This window comes from Agrobacterium sp. CGMCC 11546, from assembly GCF_013365515.1.
In the GTDB taxonomy this organism is placed as follows: Bacteria; Pseudomonadota; Alphaproteobacteria; order Rhizobiales; family Rhizobiaceae; genus Agrobacterium; species Agrobacterium fabrum.
Genome location: NZ_CP047387.1, coordinates 409,797 through 431,212, shown reverse-complemented (window position 1 = coordinate 431,212; position 21,416 = coordinate 409,797). Strand labels below are relative to the sequence as shown.

Here is a 21,416-nt window from a genome sequence, read left to right as displayed (position 1 = left end):
ATCACGGCACGCCATTTGCGGGCCGTGATCCAGACCTGATGCCGTTATCAGACAGCGAACAGGAGAAGGAGAGCAACGAGCAGCGAGAAGATGCCCAGAGCTTCCGTAACGGCGAAGCCGAATACCAGACGGCCGAACTGGCTGTCGGCAGCAGAGGGGTTGCGCAGTGCGCCGGAGAGGTAATCACCGAAGATACGGCCGAGTGCGAGGGACGTACCAGCCATGCCGAGGCATGCGAGACCTGCGCCGATGTACTTTGCTGCTTCCGCTTCCATGTGAGACTCCTTGAGATATAGGTTGTTGCGGCTATCTTTTGGCGCCCGTTGCCGGGGCCAGCGACTTTACTTCTCAGTGACCACCATGCACGGCATCGTTCAGGTACATGCAAGTCAGTACCGCGAACACATAAGCCTGCAGGAAGGCAACGAGAAATTCGAGAGCGGTCATTGCGACCGTCATGATGAGAGGCAGGACAGCGCCGCCGACGCCGAGTGCGCCGAGCGCACCCATGGAGGCGACGAAGCCTGCGAAAACCTTGAGCGTGATGTGGCCAGCCAGCATGTTCGCGAAAAGACGAACCGAAAGGCTGATGGGGCGCGACAGGAACGAGATCATTTCAATCGACGCGACAAGCGGCAAAAGCGCCTTCGGAACGCCTGACGGGGCGAAGATGCCGAAGAAATGCAGGCCGTGCTTGTAAAAACCGTAAACGATGACCGTGCCGATGACGAGGCAGGCAAGCGCGAAAGTGACGATGATCTGGCTGGTGACCGTGAAGAAATACGGGAACATGCCGAGAAGGTTTGCCGTCAGCACGAACATGAACAGCGAGAAAACGAATGGGAAGAACACCATGCCCTTCTTGCCGGCGCCTTCGCGCAGCATGGAGGCGATGAACTCATAGGACATTTCGGCAACGGACTGCATGCGGGTCGGGATCAGACCGCGGTTCGACGTTGCGAAATAAAGGAAGCCGGACGCGGCAGCCACGGTCGCAACCATGAACAGCGACGCATTGGTGAAGGAAAAATCGACGCCGCCAATTTCGATCGGAATGATCGGCTGCACCAAGAACTGATGGGTCGGATCGTTTGCCACCGGCTGCCCTCTTTACCTGTCGCCGCGCATCGCGGCATCTCAACTGCAAGAAAAAACAGCTTAAGCGCCGCCTTTTCCACCCTCGTCCTGTCTGTCCGCCTTCTCCAGCAACGGCGGCTTGGCCACCGCGCCCGTCGAGCGCAACACATTCAATACGCCTGCGCAGAAACCGAGAAGAAGAAGAACGATCATCCCCCACGGCGTCGTGCCGACAAAATAATCCAGAAGATAACCCAGCATAGCGCCGACCACGATGGCCGAAATGAACTCCGATGAGAGCTTGACCGCCATCGCAAAACCTTTCCGGTTTTCCGCAGCGTTGGTCTCCGCCCTCACGTCCGCCTCATCCTCCGCCTTCACCTTTGCCAACTCATCAGCAAGGCGCTTGCGACGCTCGTCCAGACTATCGTCACGGTTGCCAGTCATCTTAAAATCCCACCCATTTTCTCCGTTCCAGCCATGCCAGAACCCTTTGGAGTTGTAAACGGTGACGGATTAAGCCTGTTCCAGCCCGCTCTGAAGTCGCGCGCAACATAGTTTTAGGGGCTTCGCTAGTCAAGGCACTGGCGCAGCTTGTTTCGATACAAATTTATCGTTTTACAACAATGACTTAATGCCAAATCACAGTTTGGCGGCGATGTTTCGCGAGGGAATCGGCATTTTTGACACGCAAAATGCGACAAATTGGCGGTGGTATCAGCTCCAGCCGCCACCATAGGTACGATAAAAGACGTGCAGGCCGATCCTGCCGACCTTCTTCATGGATTTTCCCCAGGCGGGGCGAACATAAACGGCATGATAATGAGTCGCAGAGCCGACTTCCGTCAGCCAGATCTTGCCAGCGGTGGTGGCCATGGCCACTTCGCGCGCCATTTTCCAGTGACGTTCGGAATTCACCCGGTCTTTTATATTGTCGCAGGCGAAGGAAAACTGGCAGCGGTTGCGCCAATCCTTGTTCTGATAGACCACACCGCAGATGGTTTTCGGATAGGCGGGGTTGCGCACGCGGTTGAGGATGACCTGCGCCACCGCCGCCTGGCCTTTCACCGATTCACCGCGTGCCTCGAAATAGATGCCGGATGCGAGGCACTGCTGCTCGGCGGCGGAGAAGACTTCGGCCGGCAGCGGGGTCGCCGCCCATGCATGATCGTCCGCACTGATCTGCGGCACGAAACGGCCGGCCTCCGGCTTTTTGAGAATGGCGTCGAAAGGCGATTCGCGGGCGAAATCGGGGGCAGCCGGCGCATAGGCCGTGGCGAGAATATCCGGAGTACGGTTGGTGACAAGTTCCGCCAGCATCGGCGAGATGCTCTTGTCCGCCTTCTTTTCGTCGCGGCGGAAATAGAAGGAGGCGAGTTCGACGTCCTTGCCGCGTTTCGGCTTGACGAAGGCCGTGCGGTCCTTGCGCTTTAGCGGCTCGATATCCAGCATGCTCGTGCGCTGGAGGACGGAACCGGCAGTGAAGGCCTTGGGCGGCTGCATGATTTCGGTTGCGACGATGCGGCCTTTCTTGGCGGCGCGGTTGACACGCTCGCTATCCGGCGTCGTTGACTCACCCTTCTTGTTGGTGACGAAAGCGACCTTGCTGCCATTGGGCAGGATCATGCCGCTGCCATGCAGCGCCGCATCGCCTGCCGCATCATTGAAGGTGAGCGAGGCATTGTGCACCGAACCTGCCGGAGAGGCGGTCAGCACCATGCGCCATTGCTCACCGCCATTGTCCAGCCCCGCCAGAAGCGAGGCCAGATCCGCACGGGCGGCAAGAGAAGGAAAGACAAGCCAGGCGGCAAGGCCGAAGACGACGGGCGAGGTCCATTTTGACGCCCACCCCTCTCGGGACATGGCGGACCGACGACGCATTACACTTTTCGAACGCAAAACCAGCACTCCGAACAACGACAACCGAATTTTATACAGGTGTTCAAGAATCTCTTATTAACCTTGATGCTTGGTTAACGCCGCGCAGGAAGGTGCCTTCACGTTAGTGTGTGAACATATTCTAATTGGCGTGGCGGGTGCATCGGGTTTGCATATGCCGGCTATAACTGTCCCACACAGCATCTCCACATCCGTCATTTCGGCCTCGAGCCGGAATCGAGCCGACGCGCGTCCGCGCGGCGAGAAGACTGCCTTCAGCCCAAGGACTTGGGCCGGCCGGATACCGTCTCGAGGCCGGCATGACGGAGAAAACAGGAACCGGCGCGCCGCCGGATGGCTCCATCAGACGACGACGTGAGAGCCGAGTTCCACCACACGGTTTGCAGGCAGGCGGAAATAGTCGGAGGGATCGGCAGCGGTTTCGGCAAGCGCGATGAACAGACGGTTCTGCCAGCCCGGCATGCCGGATTTCGGATCCGGCACCAGCTTGCGGCGGCCGAGGTAAAACGAGGTCGACATGATGTCGAACTTGTAGCCGGTGCGTCTCAGATAGCCCAGCGCCTGTGTAACGTTCTGGGTTTCCATGAAGCCGAAATGCAGCTCGACCACAGCAAAACGATCGCTGAGTTTCGTCAGCGTGTATCTGTCCTCCGGGCGAACGCGCGGCTGGTCCTCGGTGCGGATCGTCAGGATGACGTTCTTGTCGTGCAGGACATGGTTATGCTTGAGATTGTGCAACAATGCCGCCGGTGCTGCCTCCGGATCGCCGGTCAGGAAAATCGCGGTGCCGGGCACACGCACCGGCGCATGGGCGCTTTCTTTTTCCACCGAAGCGACGAAGGCCTTCAGCGGCACATCCCCGCGGCGGGTCTTGGCGAAAAGGATTCTCGAGCCGCGCTGCCAAGTGGTCATGATGACGGTGAAGGCGATCGCCAGCAGCACCGGCACGTAACCACCGTCATGGATCTTGAGCAGGTTCGCGCCAAGGAAGATCAGTTCCAGCAGCAGAAGCGGGGTCAGCACAGCAAGCGCCAGCCAAATCGACCATTGCCAGCGTTTGCGCACGAATTCGAAGAACATCAGGCTGGTGACGACCATCGCGCCGGTAACCGAAATACCGTAGGCGGTGGCCAGCGCATCCGAACTTTTGAAGGTGAGCACCAGTGCCACGACGCCGAACAAAAGGATGGTATTGACGGCCGGCAGATAGATCTGCCCGGTATTGGTTTCCGAGGTGAAGAGGATTTCCATACGCGGCAGGTAACCGAGGTGGATCGCCTGACGGACCAGCGAAAACGCGCCTGTAATCACCGCCTGGCTGGCGATGATGGTCGCGGCGGTGGCCAGAATGACGGCCGGCAGGATCGCCCATTGCGGGAACATCAGGTAGAACGGATTGGACATGGCTGCCGGGTCTTTCAGGACCAGCGCGCCCTGCCCGAGATAATTCAGCGTCAAAGCCGGGAAAACCAGACAGAACCACGCCCACTGGATGGGGCGGCGGCCGAAATGGCCAAGGTCTGCATAAAGTGCTTCAGCACCCGTGATCGTCAGGAAGACCGCACCGAGCACGACGACGCCGTAAAAGCCTTCATTGGCGAGAAACTCCACCGCATGCCAGGGATTGAAGGCAAAAAGAATGCCGAAATCATCGGCTATATGAATAAGGCCGGCACCGCCCATCACGAGGAACCAGACCGCCGTGATCGGGCCGAAGAACTTCGCCACCGTGCCCGTGCCATGCGACTGGATCGCGAAGAGGCCGATGAGGATGCAGACGGATATCGGAATGATGAAGTCGTCCATGGCAGGCGTGACGAGCTTCAGACCTTCCACCGCCGAAAGCACCGATAGCGCCGGCGTGATCATCGCGTCACCCAGGAACAGGGCGGCGCCGATGAGACCGAGCACGATTAGAACGCTGCGATGCGTGCCCGCCGTCTTCATCAGCAGCGCCAGAAGCGACAGCGTGCCGCCTTCGCCGTCATTGTCGGCACGCAGCAGAAGCGTGATATATTTGAAGGTCACGATGATCGTCAGCGACCAGATCATCAGCGATGTGAGACCAATGACCTCCTCCCGCGTCACGCCATCATAGGCGATCGGCTTCAGGGCTTCGCGGAAGGCATAAAGCGGACTGGTGCCGATATCACCGTAAACGACACCGATGGAACCAAGGATGGCGGCATAAAGCCCCTTGTTCTTGTGCGAGTCATCGGCATCCGGTTTCTCGGCAACGTCCTTGTCTGCGATTTGAGACATGATGATCCTGGCTCTTCAGAGCCAGCCCTTCCAGCGGAAAAAGAGAAACGGGATGATGGCGGACATCAGCATGACGACCAGCGCAAGGGGATAACCAAATGTCCAGTTCAACTCCGGCATGAGCTGAAAGTTCATTCCATAAACCGAAGCCACCAACGTTGGCGGCAAAAACACCACCGAAGCGATCGAGAAAATCTTGATGATGCCGTTCTGCTCGATGTTGATGATGCCGAGAGAGGCGTCGAGCAGAAATGTCAGATTGCCGGAAACGAAGGAGGCATGTTCGTTCAGCGATTGTATATCGCGCCCGATAGACTTACCCTGTTCCTTTGCCCCCTTGTCCTCGCGCGCTTGGTCGCTGGTGGACAGGAAGGTCTGCAGCCGCGCCAGCGATGCGAGGCTGACGCGAAGCTTCGAGATCAGCCGGTGATAGGCGGCGATGTTGGTCAGGCGATCTTCGAGATAACGGGGTGCCTTGCGTTTGCTGCGCGCCTGACTGCCGAGAATGTCGGCGGCGAGATTGTCGATGCCCGTAACTGAATTTTCGAGAATTTCCGCGGTCCGGTCGACGATGGTTTCCAGCAGTTTCAACAGCAGCGCCGTGCCGCTGCGCATCTCGTGCGGCGCGCGGGTGATGGCGGCGATGAAAAGATGGAATGATTTCGGCTCGGCATAACGGATCGTCACCAGACGCTTGCCGATCAGAATGAAGGCGATATCGGTCAGGCGCGGATCGTCCGAATCCGCCTTCCACACCAGAGAAGCGGTCATGAAGACATTGCCGTCTTCCATATAGAGGCGGCTGGAAGGCTCGATATCCTTGAGGTCTTCGCGCGTCGGCAGTTCAACGCCCAGCAGCTTTTCCACACGCTGCTCTTCCGCCCTGTCGGGATTGACGAGATCGATCCAGACGATGTCGTCGGGAATCGGTCCGGAGCCGTCGTCTGTCGACAGGCTGATCGCCTCGCAATTGGCGCGATAGGCTTTTATCAATCCGTTTCTCCGCTCCACATCGCAGGCATCAGCCGCAATGCTGCTTAACATATCCTGTTTGCGGTCGGCAAACCTCTGGACGACACTTCGAGAGTACTCCGGAACGCGCAGGACAGACTATCCCACCAGCCCGACGGACCAAGAGCCAAACGGCGCAGGCGTATGCGCCCAAAGCGGGATGCAATCAAGCAATATTTTTTCTCGACAGCATTGCAGGCGAAGCATCTCTGGAGTTCAAACCCCGAAAACATGCCCGATACTGGCGATTAATCTTCTGTTTTAAAAGGACTATTCGGAGCCCGCCGACGCACATCCATTTGCACCGGGGGCATACCGCTCTATTCGAAAACGATCTTCGGCGCGGCTTTTCTCTCGTCAGCACCCATCCGCGCCCAGACTTTTTCCGCGATCTCGCGGTAGATCGCGGCCTGCGGGCCATCCGGCTCGGCGACGACGACCGGGGTTCCGGCATCCGACATTTCACGGATGGAGATGGTGAGCGGCACTTCGCCGAGAAACGGCACGCCGATCCTCTCCGCTTCCGCCTTGGCGCCGCCATGGCCGAAAATATCGTAGCGCGCACCAGTATCCGGTGCGATGAAATAGCTCATATTCTCGATGACGCCGAGCAGCGGCACCTCCACCTTCCGGAACATGGTGATACCCTTGCGCGCATCGAGCAGCGCCAGGTCCTGCGGCGTGGAGACGATGACCGCACCGGCAAGCGGCACCTGCTGGGCGATGGTAAGCTGGGCATCGCCCGTGCCGGGCGGCATGTCGAGCACCAGCACATCGAGTTCACCCCAGGCCACCTCGCGCAACATCTGCATCAGGGCAGACTGCACCATCGGCCCGCGCCAGATCATCGCAGCTTCCTCATCCACCAGAAAGCCCATGGACATGACCTTCAGTCCGTAATTCTCCATGGGAAGGATGATGCGATCTTCCTGCTGCTTCGGACGGCCGGAGATTTTCAAGAGCCGCGGCAGCGAGGGGCCGTAAATATCGGCATCGAGCATGCCGACCTTGAGGCCGAGCGCCTGCAGACCAAGCGCCAGATTGACGGCCGTCGTTGATTTGCCGACGCCACCCTTGCCCGACGCCACGGCGATGATGGCGCGGACGCCCGGCACGCCCACCTTGGACGAGCCCGGCTGCGGTGTCGGCCGACCGGGCGCGGCGGCGGGCCGGCCGGTTGCTGCGGCGGGACGCGCGGGGGTGGGACCTGCGGGGGCGGGCTGCTGCTGGCCGGGTTTGCGATCGGCCGTCAGCGCAACGACCGCGCCGGCAATGCCTTCCACGCTTTTGGCCGCCCGTTCGGCTGCAAGCCGCAGAGGTTCCATTTCAGAGGCCTTGTCGGCCGGAACGGTGATGGAGAAATAGGCCTTCGCGTCGGCGATGAAGATTTCCGAGACCATGCCGAGCGCGACGATGTTCTTGCCGCTGCCGGGATAGATCACCGTTTCCAGCGCCTTTTCGACCTGGTTCTTGCTGACCTCTGCCATGTTCATCCTCCGCTACATCATTCCAGGGTATTGCGTGCATCCATAGCCAAGCCGGAGCGCTTCGCCAATGCCAAAGCGCAGGCGGCAGGTATTCGCGACGATTTAACGCTGCGGTTTCAGATTTCGTCGTCCATCTCGAGCGTTTCCGGGTCGAAGACACGGCCGTCGAAAAAACAGTCGGGGCCAAGGACGAGGCCGGTGCGCGAGGCGCCGACATGGACAGGTTCCTTCAGCGTGCCTTCAAGCTTCAGATTGGCGCCCGGCACGGGTACGAAAAGCGGCTTCATGGCCTTGCGGAAAATATCCGGCCGATAGGCATTGCGCGCCGCCTCCGCCATCGTTGGTTCCAGCCGTCGCTCAGCGGGAACTTCGCCCCAGCGCAGCATCTGGCTGAAGAACCATAGCGCCTGGCTCTGCCATGGAAAATTGGCCGCCTTGGCGCTCGTCACGAAGAATTCCTGAAAACGCTGCATGTCCCGTTGCGAAGTGGAAATATAGCCGGTCAGCGCCGGCAGCAGGAATTCACCGTTTTCATCGATGTATTGAGGGGCGGCGAGAATGCCGGCCAGCTCCTCGATATTGGCGTCGTTCGCACACCATTCGCCGGCACGGTAGAGCGCCCGCAGCAATCCTTCCAGCAAAGTGGCATTTTCCTCCGCCCAGCCTTTTTTCACGGCCAGTATCTTTTCCGGCGCATTATGCCAGATCAGGGCGCCCGTGGTGACGATCCGCCCGGCGCCGCCGAGCACCACGGCGCTGCCGGCCGGTTCGGCGGTACAGAGTGCATCGACTTTGCCGCTTTCCAGAAGTGCGGGCATTGCTTTCGGCAGGGCCTCGATGATTTCCATGTCCCGGCCGAGCAGGACGCCGCAGCTTCCGAGCAGATAACGCAAGGTATAAAAGGGCGTGGAGACAATATCCTCCACAGCAAAGACCGGCGGATTTTTGCCCGCCGCCCGCCGCGCGGCGCAGACGCGGGCCATGGCCCGCCCGAAGGCAGCCGGATCGGGCAGCTTCATCCCTTCGCGGTAAAGCTCATCGTAAAATCCATGGGAAACCGCCGTTGCCGATCCGCCGAGGGAAAGCGTGAAAACGCCGACAATATCGGCCGGCAGATCATCGAGGCCGACAGCGGAGCCGACCGGAACCGGTGCGGGCAGATGCCCTATGTGAATGTCATCCCCGCCAAGTGCGGCGAGAACGGCGCGCGCAGACTGCTCTCTGAAAAGTTCCAGTTCTATGCCTTCATCGGCAGCAAAACCTTTTTCGGCAGCGGCTATCAACACGGCGCAATCGATAGTCGGAGAAAATCCCGCTTTAACCTTATGCCGTTCCGGCAAACGATTTCTCCTTTCCGGTGATTCGAAAGGAGGATCGCCCAGGTAGCGGTTTATCACAATGATAAAATTATGATTTCGCTATTTTATCAGGCCGACCCGCAGCGCTTTCGCGACAGCCTGGGTGCGGTTGACCGTGTCGAGTTTTTTGGTCGCGCGGTTCAGGTAGTGATTGATGGTATGTTCCGAGAGCATCATGATCTCAGCGATTTCAGCGCTCGTCTTGCCGGCGGCGGTCCAGTTCAGACAGTCGATCTCCCGCTCGCTCAAGGTTTCGGGAACCCTGAGGTCCAGGCGGCGGATTTCAGATAGCCGGGCAAAGACATGGCTGGAAATGTACAAAAGTTCGGCAAGCCGGTTGGTTGGCAGAACCGCCTTATTGCCTGAAAAGGATATGGCGCCGCGCCTCATGGTGACGTCGTGAACGGGAAACCAGACCGAATTCACCATCTCGAAGCGCTCGAACAGACCTATCACCGTTTTATTAGCGATATGCTCCTCGCCGTTGACCAGAAAATCCATGGAGACGGAGAAGGGTATGGTCGATTTTTTCAGCTGCGCCATCACCCGGCTGTTCTGCAGCATGCCCTCTTCATCATAACGCTGCAAAAGCTCGGCCGGCCAGCTGGTGATAACAGTATATTGCGACAATTCGCTCGCCAGTTCCGACGACAGGTCGAGCACCATGAAGGCGCGAAACTCCCAGGCCTCCGTCAGCCGTTTCAGGAAGCGGAATATATCGAATTGCGTGTTGAGACCGGCGATCTCGCGAACGCAATCCACACCAATCGACTGAACGGCGGCCGTTTCTGTTTTCTGCATCAAAGCGTTCTTCGAGAATGAGAAAATGCCGCCGCAAAAGCCCCGCCCCTGCCCGGAATTGTGGGGGATGTTACTCAGCAAATCGATTCATGCAAACAAAAGTTGAAAGTTTAATTCCGAATAGTCGAAAATAATTACTAACACACATGTATGAGTGTCCTCACGGCCAATTCTGGCGGTGAAACCCGACGGGGCGCGCCGTTTTTCTCTCAATCATCCGCAACCGGGGATAATCTGCAGGCGAGTTCCGCAGAGATTTTATCGGCCGTTTCGCGCACCAGCGGCGCCCAGTTGCGCAGTTGTTCCGCATCCACCCGGTAGGCGGGACCGGTGACCGAGATCGCCGCCACAAAATTGCGGCCCGGCGCCCGGACCGGTGCGGCGACGCAATGAATTCCGATTTCATGTTCCTGAAGATCGAAACCGTAACCATTGTCGCAGATGGCGGCGACATCGGCCATCAGAGCTTCCGGCGTTATCAGCGTCGACTCCGTGAAACGGTGAAACTCCATTCCTGCGGCAAGTTCCGCCAGCTCATCGACGGGCAGCAGCGACAGCGCTGCCTTGCCCACCCCCGTGCAATAGGCCGGCGAGGTTTTCCCGACCTGTGAATGCATGCGCAATGTATGGCGGCCCTCCATCTTGTCGAGATAGGTGACCTGCCCGCCGTTCAGAACGGCGAGATGCACGGATTCCTGCGTCGCTTCCTGCAAGGCCGAAAGATGAGGTGCTGCGACGCTGCGCAGATCATTGCCGCTCCAGGCCTTCGCCGCCAGTTGCAGGAGCCTCAGCCCCACCGCATAGGTCTGATCGGCGGCATGATCCACCAGGCCCTCGGCAACCAGATGCGCGAGCTGGCGGTGAACCGTGCCGCGAGGCTGACCGCTTGCCTCGACGACATCGGTAAAACGCATCGGCTTTTCGGCAAGGGCGATCAGTTCCAGCAGCGAGACGACCTTGCCGAGCGTGCCGGTGGCGTTTTCGGTTTTCTGGTGCGAGGGCGGAACCGCATCGGGCTTTCCGCCATTGGCTTTTTTATCGTCAGGCATGCGCCATCCACCGTCATCGGTCTTGACATCATCGAGACGCCAAGAGAATAATTCCACTTAGTAAAATTTAGTTCCAAATAATGGAACAATCAAGCCTTTCATGAACGAGATGACGCCAATGATGCAAGCCCAATTTCCAGACCTCAAGGATGCGGGCGTGCTCGTTACCGGCGGCGGTTCGGGCATCGGGGCATCGCTGGTCGAAGCCTTCGCGATGCAGGGGGCGAAGGTTTCGTTCATCGACATCGCCGAACAGCCGAGCAAAGCGCTTGTCGAGCGGCTTGCGGCGACGGTGCCTCACCCGGTCCATTATTTCAGGGCCGACCTCAGTGATATCGACGCGATCAAGCGTACGGTGGATATGGCCGCCTCCGCCACCGGCGGCATCAAGGTGCTGGTCAACAATGCCGCCTGGGACGACCGTCACGACATCGACAGCGTCACAGAGGCCTATTGGGACGCCAACCAGGCGGTCAATCTCAAGCAGATGTTCTTCACGGTTCAGGCTGCCCTTCCCCATCTGCGACAGGCGAAGGATGCCTCGATCGTCAATTTTTCGTCTATCTCGTTTTTGCTGAACATGGGCGAGTTGCCTTCCTATGCAGCGGCGAAAGCCGGCATTATCGGTCTCACCAAGAGCCTTGCCGGCAGGCTGGGGCCGGAAAATATCCGCGTCAACACGCTCCTGCCGGGCATGATCGTGACGGAGCGGCAGAAGGAACTGTGGCTGACGGATGAGGACATCACGGCCACCACGGCGCGGCAGTGCCTGAAGCGCACGCTCGTCGCTGCCGATCTTTCCGGGCCGTGCCTGTTTCTCGCATCATCGGCATCGAGCGCCATCACGGCGCAATCCATTATCGTAGACGGAGGCCTGTTATAATGTCCGAACCCGCTTTCATCGCCGTTGACTGGGGCACGACCAGTTTCCGGCTCTGGCTTCTCAGCCGATCGGGCGCGGTGCTTGCCGAACGGCGCAGTGCGGAAGGCATGACCACCGCCATGCGGACCGGTTTTGCCGAAGTTTTGGAAGCGCATCTTAAGGCCATCGGTGCGCCGGCAGATTTGCCGGTTCTCGTCTGCGGTATGGCAGGTGCGCGGCAGGGCTGGGTCGAGGCGGGTTATATCGACGTGCCGGCCTCGCTTTCGGCGGTTCTGGAAGGTGCTGTCCGCGTGCCGGGTCAGGCACGGGATGTGCGTATCCTGCCGGGTCTCGCACAGCGGGACAAAGGCGCGCCCGACGTGATGCGCGGCGAAGAAACGCAATTGCTCGGCGCTCTGTCTTCGGGAGATAGTGGAGAGAAACTCGTCTGCATGCCCGGCACCCATTCCAAATGGGTGACCGTCAAGGATGGCGGCGTGACACGCTTCGCCACCTTCATGACCGGCGAACTCTTCGAGGCGATTTCCAAACAGACGATTCTGTCACATGCGGTGGCGGAGGCCGAAGCCTTCACCGGCGATCACGAGGCTTTCACGGCGGCCGTGCGCGATATCTACGCCCATCCCGAGCTTGCGACCAACCGCCTTTTCACCCTGCGATCCGGCCAATTGCTGCACGGGCTTGCCGCGACCGACGCCAAGGCGAGGCTTTCCGGCATCATGATCGGGCTGGAAATCGCCGGCGCTCATTCACAGGCAAAGCGCGAGACGCCGGTGGTGCTGATCGGCTCCGGCGCACTCGGCGCGCTTTATGAAGGTGCCTTCACCGCCCTTGATATCCACTATACGGTCATCGACGCCGACGAAGCCGTGCGGCGCGGATTGCTGGCCGCTGCAAATGCCATCTGGCCATAAGAAGAAAGATCGACCATGCGTATTCCCTTCCCTTCCATCAAATATCCGCTGATCGCCATTCTGCGTGGTCTGAAACCCGAGGAAACCGAAGGCGTCGTCGGCGCGCTGATCGAGACCGGCTTCCGCGCCATCGAAATTCCGCTCAACTCGCCAGATCCGTTCCGCTCGATCGAGATCGCCGCCAGGATGGCGCCGGCCGATTGCCTGATTGGCGCCGGCACCGTGCTCAGCGTGGATGACGTGGCATCGCTGGATGCGGCCGGCGGCAAGCTGATGGTGAGCCCCAATGCCGATGCCGAGGTGATTACCGCTGCGCGTGAAAAAGGCATGGTAACGATGCCGGGTGTTCTCACCCCCACCGAAGCGCTGGTGGCCGCAAAGGCCGGAGCGACGGGGCTGAAATTTTTCCCCGCCAGCATCATCGGCCCGGCCGGCATCAATGCCATCAGGACGATCCTGCCGAAGGACCTGATCATCGCCGCCGTCGGCGGTGTCTCGGACAAGAATTTTTCCGACTATACCTCGGCCGGTATTCTGGCTTTCGGTCTCGGGACCAGCCTTTATAAACCCGGCATGACGGCGGCGGAGGTGCGTGAACGTGCCATCGTCACACTTCAAGCCTATGATGCAGCCATCGGAGGATAAGAGCTTGGCAACCGTTTTTCCCTTTGCCGGACGTGTTCTGGACGAAACGCCGATGCTGCTTGGCGAAGGCCCGACCTTCGACCCGGTCAGCGGCACTGCATGGTGGTTCAATATTCTCGAGCGCGAACTGCATGAGTTGCATCTCGCCTCCGGCCGCAAGACCGTGCATGCCCTGCCCTTCATGGGCAGTGCGCTCGCCAAGATCAGCGACAGCAAGCAGCTGATCGCCTCCGATGACGGGCTTTTCCTGCGCGACACCGCGACCGGCGTGCTGACATTGCATGCGGAGCTGGAAAGCGACCTGCCCGGCAACCGCTCCAATGATGGGCGCATGCACCCATCCGGCGCGCTGTGGATAGGCACCATGGGCCGCAAGGCCGAGACCGGTGCAGGCAGCATCTATCATGTCGCCAAGGGCACGGTGACGACGCTTTTTGCCGATATCAGCATTCCGAATTCGATCTGTTTCTCCCCCGACGGCGCGACGGGATATTATGTCGATACCAAGGTGAACAGGTTGATGCGGGTGCCGCTCGATGCCGAGACCGGTCTGCCAACCGGCAAGGCCGAGGTTTTCATCGATTCAACCGGTATCAAGGGCGGTGTGGACGGATCGGTCTGCGATGCCGAAGGGCATATCTGGAATGCCCGTTGGGGTGAAGGTGCGGTCGATCGTTACGATACCGATGGCAATCACATCGCCCGATACGAGGTGCCCGGCAAACAGACGACCTGCCCGGCCTTCATCGGCCCCGACGCTTCGCGCCTGCTCGTTACCTCCGCCCGCGAACATCTCGATGACGACGCCATTACCGCAAATCCGCAGCATGGTCTGACGTTCGAACTCGGTATCGAGGTGAAGGGCAGGTTCGAGCCGCTTTACAGGCTCTGAGGCGCGGCAGCGGCCTGCCGCAATACAGCGCCTGGGGCGCCTTTCAGGTAAGGGCGCTATAGCCCACCTCCCTCATTCCTGTGCTTGTCACAGGAATCCAGTCAGCCCAAGTCCTTGGGCTATAGGGACTCTTTCGCCGCGCAGACGCGCGTCGGCTGGATTCCTGTGACAAGCACAGGAATGAGGGTTGGGGATGTGCCGGCACATATAGTGCTCGGCTTGGCTAGACAACGCAACGGAATGATCAGCAAACGTTGCGGCAAAGCTATGTTACATCAGGAAATATCCGACAATATCTCGCGATAATTCTCGTGCAGGTAACGCTGGGTTGCCGCAGCGTCGACGGGGCGGCCGTAGAAATAGCCCTGCCCCATGGCGCAGCCAAGCGCACGCAGTTTTTCTTCTTCCACCCGCTCCTCGATCCCCTCGGCCACAACCTCGAGATCAAGCCCCTCGCACATGGCGACGATGGCCTTGATGATGTGTTCGGAGGGGCGGTCGCTGCTGATGCGCGAGACGAAGGCGCGGTCGATCTTCACCTTGTCGAAGGTGAAGTCACGCAGGCGGCCGAGGCTCGACTGGCCGGTGCCGAAATCGTCGAGCGAGATGCGAACGCCGGCACTCTGCAATTCGCTGATGATGCGCTGCGCGGTATCGGCTGACGTCATGACCGCCGTTTCGGTGATTTCCAGCTCCAGCCGGTGCGGATCGAGGCCGACACGCGAGAGAATGGAGAGAATATTGTCCGATGTGCTCGGGTCCATCAATTGCGCGGAAGACAGGTTGAAGGACAGGAACAGCTCACGCGGCCAGAACAGGGCCGCTTCCGCCGCTTTGCGCAGCAGGGCTTCCGACAGCGCATCGATGAAACCGCGCTCTTCGGCGAGCGGCACGAAGACTGCGGGCGACACGAAGCCGAGATCTGGATCGTTCCAGCGGGCGAGCGCCTCGAAACCGATGACCTTCGCCTCCTCCAGCCTAACGATCGGCTGGAAATGCACGTCGATCGCATCGGTGATGATCGCGTTTCTGAGCGCCTGTTCCAGCTGCGTGGCGCGCTTCATTTCCTGCGCGATCTCACGCGAATAGACGGTGATCTGGCCGCGGCCGCGACGCTTCGAGCGGTAAAGCGCGGTCTCGGCGCTTTTCAGCAGATCCTCGTATTCATCACCGGCGAAGGGATAAATGGCGAAACCGAAAGAGGAGGACAGGCGGACATTGCGATCGCCGAGATCGTAAGGGGCCGACAGCACGTCCTTGATCATGTTGCCAATGCGCTCCGCGCCGATGCGCTCGAAAATCAGCGGCAGCACGAAGGCGAATTCGTCGCCGTCATGGCGCGTCACGATGGCGCCATCGGGAATGCAGGCCTTCAGCCGGTGCGCCACCTGGCACAGGATTTCGTCACCCGCCTGGACGCCGAAGAGATCGTTGATGGGTTTGAAACCGTCGATATTGGCAATGCCGACCGTAAAGGGTGCCGGATCGCTGGATCGTTCACTGGCGAGCATGCGAATCTTGTCCCGCAGACGGTAGCGGTTGCCGAGCCCCGTCAGCGGATCACTGTAGGCCATCGCCTGCAGCTCGTTCTGGCTGACCTGCAACGATTGCGGCTCTGCCCGTTTCATTCCTGCATCTCGTGAATCCTGTGTCGACCGCGCTCACAATGCAGGGCAAGTATTAAAAAAGCCATAGCCTCCCGACAATGGAAATTTCAGGCCTGCAGCCGCAGGACATCCTTGCCGATAAGCCGCAGGAAAACCGCCTCGACCATGTCAGGGCTTACGGGTTTCAGCAGCATGTCGTCCATGCCGGACGCCAGGCATTTGTCGAGATCGCCCTCGAAGGCATGGGTGATGACACCGACGATGGGAATATGTTTGTCGGCGGCGAGATCGCGCATGCGTTGGGCGACCTCGAAACCGTCGATATCCCCGAGCGTCGTATCGAGAAGGACGACGGATGGCGACTGTTCGACAAAAAGGCGCAAGGCCTCCTCGCCGGAAGTGGCGAGCCGCCAGGAAAGTCCTAGCCCCTCGAGGATTTGCGAAAAGACGATCTGGTTGACCCTGTTGTCCTCAACGAGAAGGATATCGCAGACGCTGCCGGTTATGAGCATTTCCGGCAGGTCGTCGGTCATGATCTCCCAGTCCTCGTCCTCGGCTTTCTCCTTCGGTGAGGATTTCAGCCCTACAGCGAGATAATGCATGAGCGATGCATCGATCTCTTCCTCCTCGATGGTGACGACGGGCAGGCCATGTGCGGCGGCAATATCGAGGCATGCAACGCTCATCTGGGCGTCGACAACGACCACATCGATGCCCACGCCGGCAGAGGCAGCGACATCGATGAAGGCGCGCTGTTCGTCCTCGCTCGTCACCGCCGCATGGTCCATGCCGCCAGCAGTCAGCCGCTGGCCGGCGGCCGCCGCAAAACGTGTGTTTTCGGAGACGATCAGCACCGCTTTGCTCTTCAAAAGCCCGCTGCGGCCGTCCGTTTCCTCATCCTTGCCATAGGTGGAGGCCACGAAGGGAACATGTTCGAGTGAGGGGATGACAGGCATGCCGTTCGCATCGATGGTGGCGAGAGCGGTCACGTCCTCCATCGTCGTTACCAGAAAATATCGGCCGGGCCTGCCCACGCGCTGCTTGCGGGTGATCGTCAGAACCTCTTCGCCATTCAGGCGTCTCACTCTTTCAGGAATGATGCTCGGCGTGCCGCTATCCAGGACCATGCGGTCCGCGGCATCGATCCGGCGGGCGACCTTGCGCGAATGCAGATCAAAAACGGTGCGGCCGAGAATGCTCTCGGCGCTGGTTTCAACCATGGTGCAGGCGGCTTTGTTGACGGCCGCATAAGCGAGGTTTCGATCCTTGACGAGAACCGGAAACGGCAGATTGTCGAGAATGTCCTCAATGAGCTGGACACGCTCGAGGTCGAGGCGCCATTGCTCTTCGCGTTTCTTCTGTTCGGAAATATCGGCAACCACGCTGATGCCGAGACCAGACGGCAGACGGTTCATGACGAAGCGCAGGAAGCGCTCTCCCTTCAGCCGCTCGGTCTTTTCCGACCGTTCCTTCCAGTGCAGCGCCAGCCGCTCGCCGATCCATTCCTCCCGGCCGAGCTGGCGGGCATTGCTGGAGAGACTTTCCGCCTCCAGCAGATAACAATCGTAAAGCGCGCTCAGATAGTCGCGCAGGCGCGCGCCCGGACTGGCGACGGCCTCTTCCAGCGGGAAAAAGCTCAGGAGTTTCCGGCTTGCGAAAATAATGTGATCGTTTCGGTCGTAAACGACGATCGCCGCGCCAAGCGCGTCGCAAAGGGCATCAAGCATCACCGTATGAACGCCCGCGCCAGAGGACGCCAAATCACTCAACTGCAAACTCCCACCTGTTTTTCTGGATCAGGCTTATGTTTCTATTGGAATCGTCCAGGGCAGATGCCGGGATGAAACGACAAATTCCGAAAAAGAGACATCAGGGTTCGCCACTTGAAGCAGTCGTGAGGAGAAGATGACGCTCACCCATAGTCGACGTCACACACCACCCGGCGAAGGGGGCCTCGTTTCTGCGGTCATTTCAAGCTGCCCCACCATATTCATGGCCGATTAAAGGCGGATTAACGCTTAGCCGTCTCTTGACCGAAATGATCAAATGCCCGGAAACCTGCAAAACATGTGCAAATGTCCGCCACCCCGGTTTTTTGCTTTCGAAGCTGCAGCGAATCCGCGAAAATGACGATCATGGCCATCAAGCAGCTTTCAGAAACCCTCATCAACCAGATCGCCGCCGGCGAGGTCATCGAAAGACCGTCCAGCGCCACGAAGGAGCTTGTCGAAAACGCCATCGACGCGGGCGCTACGCGGATCGAGATCGCCACGGCGGGCGGTGGCAAGGGGCTGGTGCGGATTACCGATAACGGCTCCGGCATGTCACCCGCCGATCTGGAGCTTGCGGTCAGGCGTCATTGCACCTCGAAAATTTCTACGACGCTGGATGACATCCGCACGCTCGGATTTCGCGGCGAGGCCCTGCCCTCCATCGGCTCGGTCGCAAAGCTGACGATCACCAGCCGGCAACAGGGGGCAGAACAGGGTTCGGTGATTTCGGTTACCGGCGGCAAGGTGTCTGACGTGCGACCGGCAGCTTCGAATGCCGGCACCATCGTCGAGGTGCGCGACCTGTTCTTCGCCACACCGGCGCGGCTGAAATTCCTGAAGACGGAACGGGCGGAAGCGGCCGCCATCACCGAAGTCGTCAAACGGATGGCGATCGCCTTTCCGCATATCCGCTTCGTGCTCTCGGGCACCGACCGTTCGACGCTCGAAATTCCCTCGACCGGCGACGACCACCTTGCCCGCATGGCGCAAATTCTCGGCGCGGAGTTCAAGGATAACGCGATCGAAATCGATGCCGGGCGCGAGGACGTGACGCTGACAGGCTTTGCCGGCGTGCCGACCTTCAACCGTGGCAACTCGTCGCATCAATATGTCTTCGTTAATGGCCGCCCGGTGCAGGACAAGCTGCTTTTATCGGCCATTCGCGGCGCCTATGCCGAGACCGTGCCGCATGGGCGCTATCCGGTCGCGGTGCTGTCCATCACGCTCGACCCTGCCTTTGTTGATGTAAATGTGCATCCGGCGAAATCCGACGTGCGGTTTCGCGATCCCGGACTCATTCGCGGGCTGATCGTCGGCGCGATCCGCCAGGCGCTGACGCGTGACGGCGACAGGGCGGCAACGACGGGCGCCAGCCAGATGATGAACGCCTTCCGCCCCGGCTACAGCCCGTCCGGTCTAAGACCCTCCCCCTCCGCGACATGGTCCGCCGCCACCTCGCCGTCGCGGCCGCTCGCCGTTTCCGGGGACATGCAATTTGCCGAAGCGGCGCAATCGCGCTTCTCCGACATCACCATGCCGACCGCACGGGCGGAACCTCGCGAGGCTTATGAAGCTTCCCAGAGCCCTTCGCCGGAACCGGTGCTTTATCCGCTTGGAGCGGCACGGGCGCAACTGCACGAGAACTACATCATCGCGCAGACGGAAAACGGCCTCGTCATCGTCGACCAGCATGCCGCGCATGAGCGGCTGGTGTTCGAGGAAATGCGCAATGCCCTGCATTCGAGGCGTCCGCCCTCACAGGTGCTGCTCATCCCTGAAATCATCGACCTGCCCGAGGAAGATTGCGACCGGTTGATGGATCACGCAGCCGGTTTCGACGCGCTTGGCCTCGTCATCGAACGTTTCGGGCCGGGCGCAATCGCGGTGCGGGAAACGCCGGCCATGCTCGGCGAAGTCAACGTGCAGGGGCTGGTGCGCCAGCTAGCCGATGAGATCGCCGAATGGGACGCCGCTTCCACGCTTGCCAACAAGCTGGAATATGTGGCTGCGACCATGGCCTGCCACGGCTCGGTGCGCTCCGGCCGGCGCATGCGGCCGGAGGAGATGAACGCGCTTCTGCGGCAGATGGAAAACACGCCGGGTTCGGGCCAATGCAATCACGGCCGACCGACCTATATCGAACTGAAACTTTCCGATATAGAACGGCTCTTCGGCCGCAGCTGACGCCTACATTGAATGGCAAGGCAGGCGGGGGTGGCCTTGCGCCGCGCCGAGCTATATAAATTTGGGACATTGGAGCATCCGGATTGTTCAGGAAAACGCTACGCCGTTTCGGACTGGGTGCCCTTGCAGGACAGAGCAGGAGACGAAAACGGATGAACAGATTTGAAGGAGGCGGCAACCGCCTCGCCGTCATCGAATATCTCGACGGGGACTTCCGCATCGTCCAGACCGGCTCGCATGTCCTCTGCGCCGTCACGGGAAAGACTATTCCGCTCGATGAGCTGCGCTACTGGAGCGTGGCGCGTCAGGAGGCCTATGTGGACGCGGCGGCTTCGCTGGAGGCGGAGCGGAAGGCTGGCGGTTTGCCGGCCTCAGTCGGGCTCTAAGTTGATGACCGTGCGTTGTCCCGCAGCAGGCGCGCGCGGCAGTTCACCACCGCCGTCTCGATAACAGTTCCGGCCGCATTGGGATCGTCGAACACCATGTCGATTTCGATCACCTGACTGTTCCACAGCAGCTCTTCCGCCCGGCCGTGATGTCCGTTGAGCCGCACCGCATCCTTAGCGGTCGTCACCAGCTGCAAATTCTCCTTGCGGGCATCCTTGAGGAGATCGTCGATTTCATCATCGCTGAAATGATGATGATCCGGGAAGGAGCGGCTCAGCACGATGTCGCCGCCAAGCGCCTCGACGGTGCGATAGAATTTCGCCGGATCGGCGATACCGGCGAAAGCCAGCACGCGCTTCCCCCTGAAATCCTCCGGCTCCTGCGGCGTGATCGCGGCGACGAAGACGGGTTTGGCGGCCTTTGCCGCCTGCCTCACCAGCGGATCGGCCGCGTGGCCCTTGCCGACCTTCAGCAGTCCGGTCATCTGCCGCATCTGTTCTGCCAGCGGCGCCCTCACCGGGCCGCCGGGCACGAGATGGCCATTGCCGATGCCGCGCACCGTATCAATGACAACGAGCGCGTAATCCAGCGTCAGGCGGGCGCTCTGGAACCCGTCATCCATGATGATGAGATTGACGCCTTCCTTTACCAGCCGGTGTGCGCCCTCCACGCGTCTGCGCGAAATGACCGTTACCGCCTCGCGCGCCAGGAGAAGAGGTTCATCTCCGACAGCGGCGGCGCGATGGTGCTGCGCATCGACAAGAGTGGTGACGTCAAGCGTGCCGCCATAACCGCGGCTGAGGAAGCCGGGCTTCATTCCCCGTGCGACGGCGGCTCTGGCAATGGCTATCGCCGTCGGTGTCTTGCCGGCCCCGCCGACCGTGAAATTGCCGATGCAGATGACCGGAACGGGAACGTTTGCCCGTTTTGCCGTGCGCATGCGCCGGCCGGCGACCTTGCCATAAAGAAGCGAAAAAGGTGACAGGAGCCATGCCTGCCAACCTGCTTTCTGCCACCAGAAGGGCGGCGCTTCAGAAACCATCTATTCCTGCTCCCGGCCGCGTCGCCCACGGCATTCCGTTCGCTATTCATATCTGGGAGGTTGTTTGCCAGAAAAAACCGTAAATTGCAAAAATGGAATAAACGGCTTCCCGCATCCTCGCGGCAGAAAGGACTCTTTTTTCAGCC

19 protein-coding genes are annotated in these 21,416 nt (G+C 59.9%); 6 read left to right on the top strand and 13 right to left on the bottom strand.

Annotated features, from left to right (window positions below):
- Positions 1 to 47 precede the first annotated feature (47 nt).
- The 10 genes from GSF67_RS02160 to GSF67_RS02115 form a co-directional block, all read right to left on the bottom strand.
- A complete protein-coding gene (locus GSF67_RS02160) occupies positions 48 to 275 on the bottom strand; it encodes a F0F1 ATP synthase subunit C (RefSeq protein ID WP_003494147.1) in 228 nt (75 codons plus the stop codon).
- Positions 276 to 348: 73 nt separating this feature from the next.
- Positions 349 to 1,098 carry a F0F1 ATP synthase subunit A gene (locus GSF67_RS02155; RefSeq protein ID WP_006309767.1) on the bottom strand — a complete coding sequence of 250 codons (750 nt, stop codon included), beginning with the start codon at positions 1,096 to 1,098 and terminating at the stop codon, positions 349 to 351.
- Between the two features lie 60 nt (positions 1,099 to 1,158).
- Positions 1,159 to 1,524: an AtpZ/AtpI family protein gene (locus tag GSF67_RS02150; protein WP_006309766.1), complete on the bottom strand. Its 366-nt coding sequence runs from the start codon at positions 1,522 to 1,524 to the stop codon at positions 1,159 to 1,161.
- 270 nt (positions 1,525 to 1,794) lie between these two features.
- Positions 1,795 to 2,958, bottom strand: a complete 1,164-nt coding sequence (locus tag GSF67_RS02145; protein WP_006309765.1) for a cell wall hydrolase — start codon at positions 2,956 to 2,958, stop codon at positions 1,795 to 1,797.
- A 360-nt stretch (positions 2,959 to 3,318) separates the two neighbouring features.
- Positions 3,319 to 5,238, bottom strand: coding sequence for a potassium transporter Kup (locus GSF67_RS02140; RefSeq protein WP_006309764.1), 1,920 nt, complete (start codon positions 5,236 to 5,238; stop codon positions 3,319 to 3,321).
- 15 nt (positions 5,239 to 5,253) lie between these two features.
- Positions 5,254 to 6,231, bottom strand: a complete 978-nt coding sequence (locus tag GSF67_RS02135; protein WP_006309763.1) for a magnesium transporter CorA family protein — start codon at positions 6,229 to 6,231, stop codon at positions 5,254 to 5,256.
- A gap of 338 nt (positions 6,232 to 6,569) precedes the next feature.
- On the bottom strand, positions 6,570 to 7,736 hold the full coding sequence (locus tag GSF67_RS02130; RefSeq protein ID WP_010971088.1) for an Mrp/NBP35 family ATP-binding protein: 1,167 nt from the start codon (positions 7,734 to 7,736) through the stop codon (positions 6,570 to 6,572).
- 116 nt (positions 7,737 to 7,852) lie between these two features.
- Positions 7,853 to 9,076 (bottom strand): CmpA/NrtA family ABC transporter substrate-binding protein, encoded by a 1,224-nt coding sequence (locus GSF67_RS02125; RefSeq protein WP_006313192.1) that lies wholly within the window; start codon positions 9,074 to 9,076, stop codon positions 7,853 to 7,855.
- A gap of 78 nt (positions 9,077 to 9,154) precedes the next feature.
- The gene (locus GSF67_RS02120; RefSeq protein WP_006313191.1) at positions 9,155 to 9,895 is read right to left on the bottom strand and encodes a LuxR family transcriptional regulator; all 741 of its coding nucleotides are present in this window, start codon (positions 9,893 to 9,895) and stop codon (positions 9,155 to 9,157) included.
- 209 nt (positions 9,896 to 10,104) lie between these two features.
- Positions 10,105 to 10,944, bottom strand: coding sequence for an IclR family transcriptional regulator (locus GSF67_RS02115; protein ID WP_035215425.1), 840 nt, complete (start codon positions 10,942 to 10,944; stop codon positions 10,105 to 10,107).
- Positions 10,945 to 11,044: 100 nt separating this feature from the next.
- Between GSF67_RS02115 and GSF67_RS02110 the strand changes: the two genes are divergently transcribed.
- Genes GSF67_RS02110 through GSF67_RS02095 form a run of 4 tightly spaced genes read left to right on the top strand, consistent with a single transcriptional unit; the run spans position 11,045 to position 14,278 of the window.
- Positions 11,045 to 11,827 (top strand): SDR family NAD(P)-dependent oxidoreductase, encoded by a 783-nt coding sequence (locus GSF67_RS02110; protein WP_006313189.1) that lies wholly within the window; start codon positions 11,045 to 11,047, stop codon positions 11,825 to 11,827.
- The gene (locus GSF67_RS02105) at positions 11,827 to 12,741 is read left to right on the top strand and encodes a 2-dehydro-3-deoxygalactonokinase (RefSeq protein ID WP_006313188.1); all 915 of its coding nucleotides are present in this window, start codon (positions 11,827 to 11,829) and stop codon (positions 12,739 to 12,741) included. The genes GSF67_RS02110 and GSF67_RS02105 overlap by 1 nt, the downstream gene beginning before the upstream one ends.
- A gap of 15 nt (positions 12,742 to 12,756) precedes the next feature.
- Positions 12,757 to 13,386 (top strand): 2-dehydro-3-deoxy-6-phosphogalactonate aldolase, encoded by a 630-nt coding sequence (locus GSF67_RS02100; RefSeq protein WP_006313187.1) that lies wholly within the window; start codon positions 12,757 to 12,759, stop codon positions 13,384 to 13,386.
- A gap of 4 nt (positions 13,387 to 13,390) precedes the next feature.
- A complete protein-coding gene (locus tag GSF67_RS02095; protein WP_006313186.1) occupies positions 13,391 to 14,278 on the top strand; it encodes an SMP-30/gluconolactonase/LRE family protein in 888 nt (295 codons plus the stop codon).
- Between the two features lie 275 nt (positions 14,279 to 14,553).
- Here GSF67_RS02095 and GSF67_RS02090 read toward each other — a convergent pair whose 3' ends face one another.
- On the bottom strand, positions 14,554 to 15,906 hold the full coding sequence (locus GSF67_RS02090) for a bifunctional diguanylate cyclase/phosphodiesterase (protein WP_006313185.1): 1,353 nt from the start codon (positions 15,904 to 15,906) through the stop codon (positions 14,554 to 14,556).
- Between the two features lie 86 nt (positions 15,907 to 15,992).
- Entirely contained in the window at positions 15,993 to 17,612 is a 1,620-nt protein-coding gene (locus tag GSF67_RS02085; protein ID WP_050813484.1) for a response regulator, read from the bottom strand.
- Between the two features lie 408 nt (positions 17,613 to 18,020).
- Here GSF67_RS02085 and mutL point away from each other — a divergent pair, with 408 nt between their 5' ends.
- On the top strand, positions 18,021 to 19,841 hold the full coding sequence (gene mutL / locus GSF67_RS02080; RefSeq protein ID WP_006313182.1) for a DNA mismatch repair endonuclease MutL: 1,821 nt from the start codon (positions 18,021 to 18,023) through the stop codon (positions 19,839 to 19,841).
- 152 nt (positions 19,842 to 19,993) lie between these two features.
- The gene (locus tag GSF67_RS02075) at positions 19,994 to 20,227 is read left to right on the top strand and encodes a DUF2093 domain-containing protein (protein WP_006313180.1); all 234 of its coding nucleotides are present in this window, start codon (positions 19,994 to 19,996) and stop codon (positions 20,225 to 20,227) included.
- Here the strand turns inward: GSF67_RS02075 and lpxK are convergent.
- On the bottom strand, positions 20,224 to 21,270 hold the full coding sequence (gene lpxK, locus GSF67_RS02070) for a tetraacyldisaccharide 4'-kinase (protein WP_006313178.1): 1,047 nt from the start codon (positions 21,268 to 21,270) through the stop codon (positions 20,224 to 20,226). The two genes, GSF67_RS02075 and lpxK, sit on opposite strands and share 4 nt — an antisense overlap.
- Between the last annotated feature and the right edge of the window lie 146 nt (positions 21,271 to 21,416).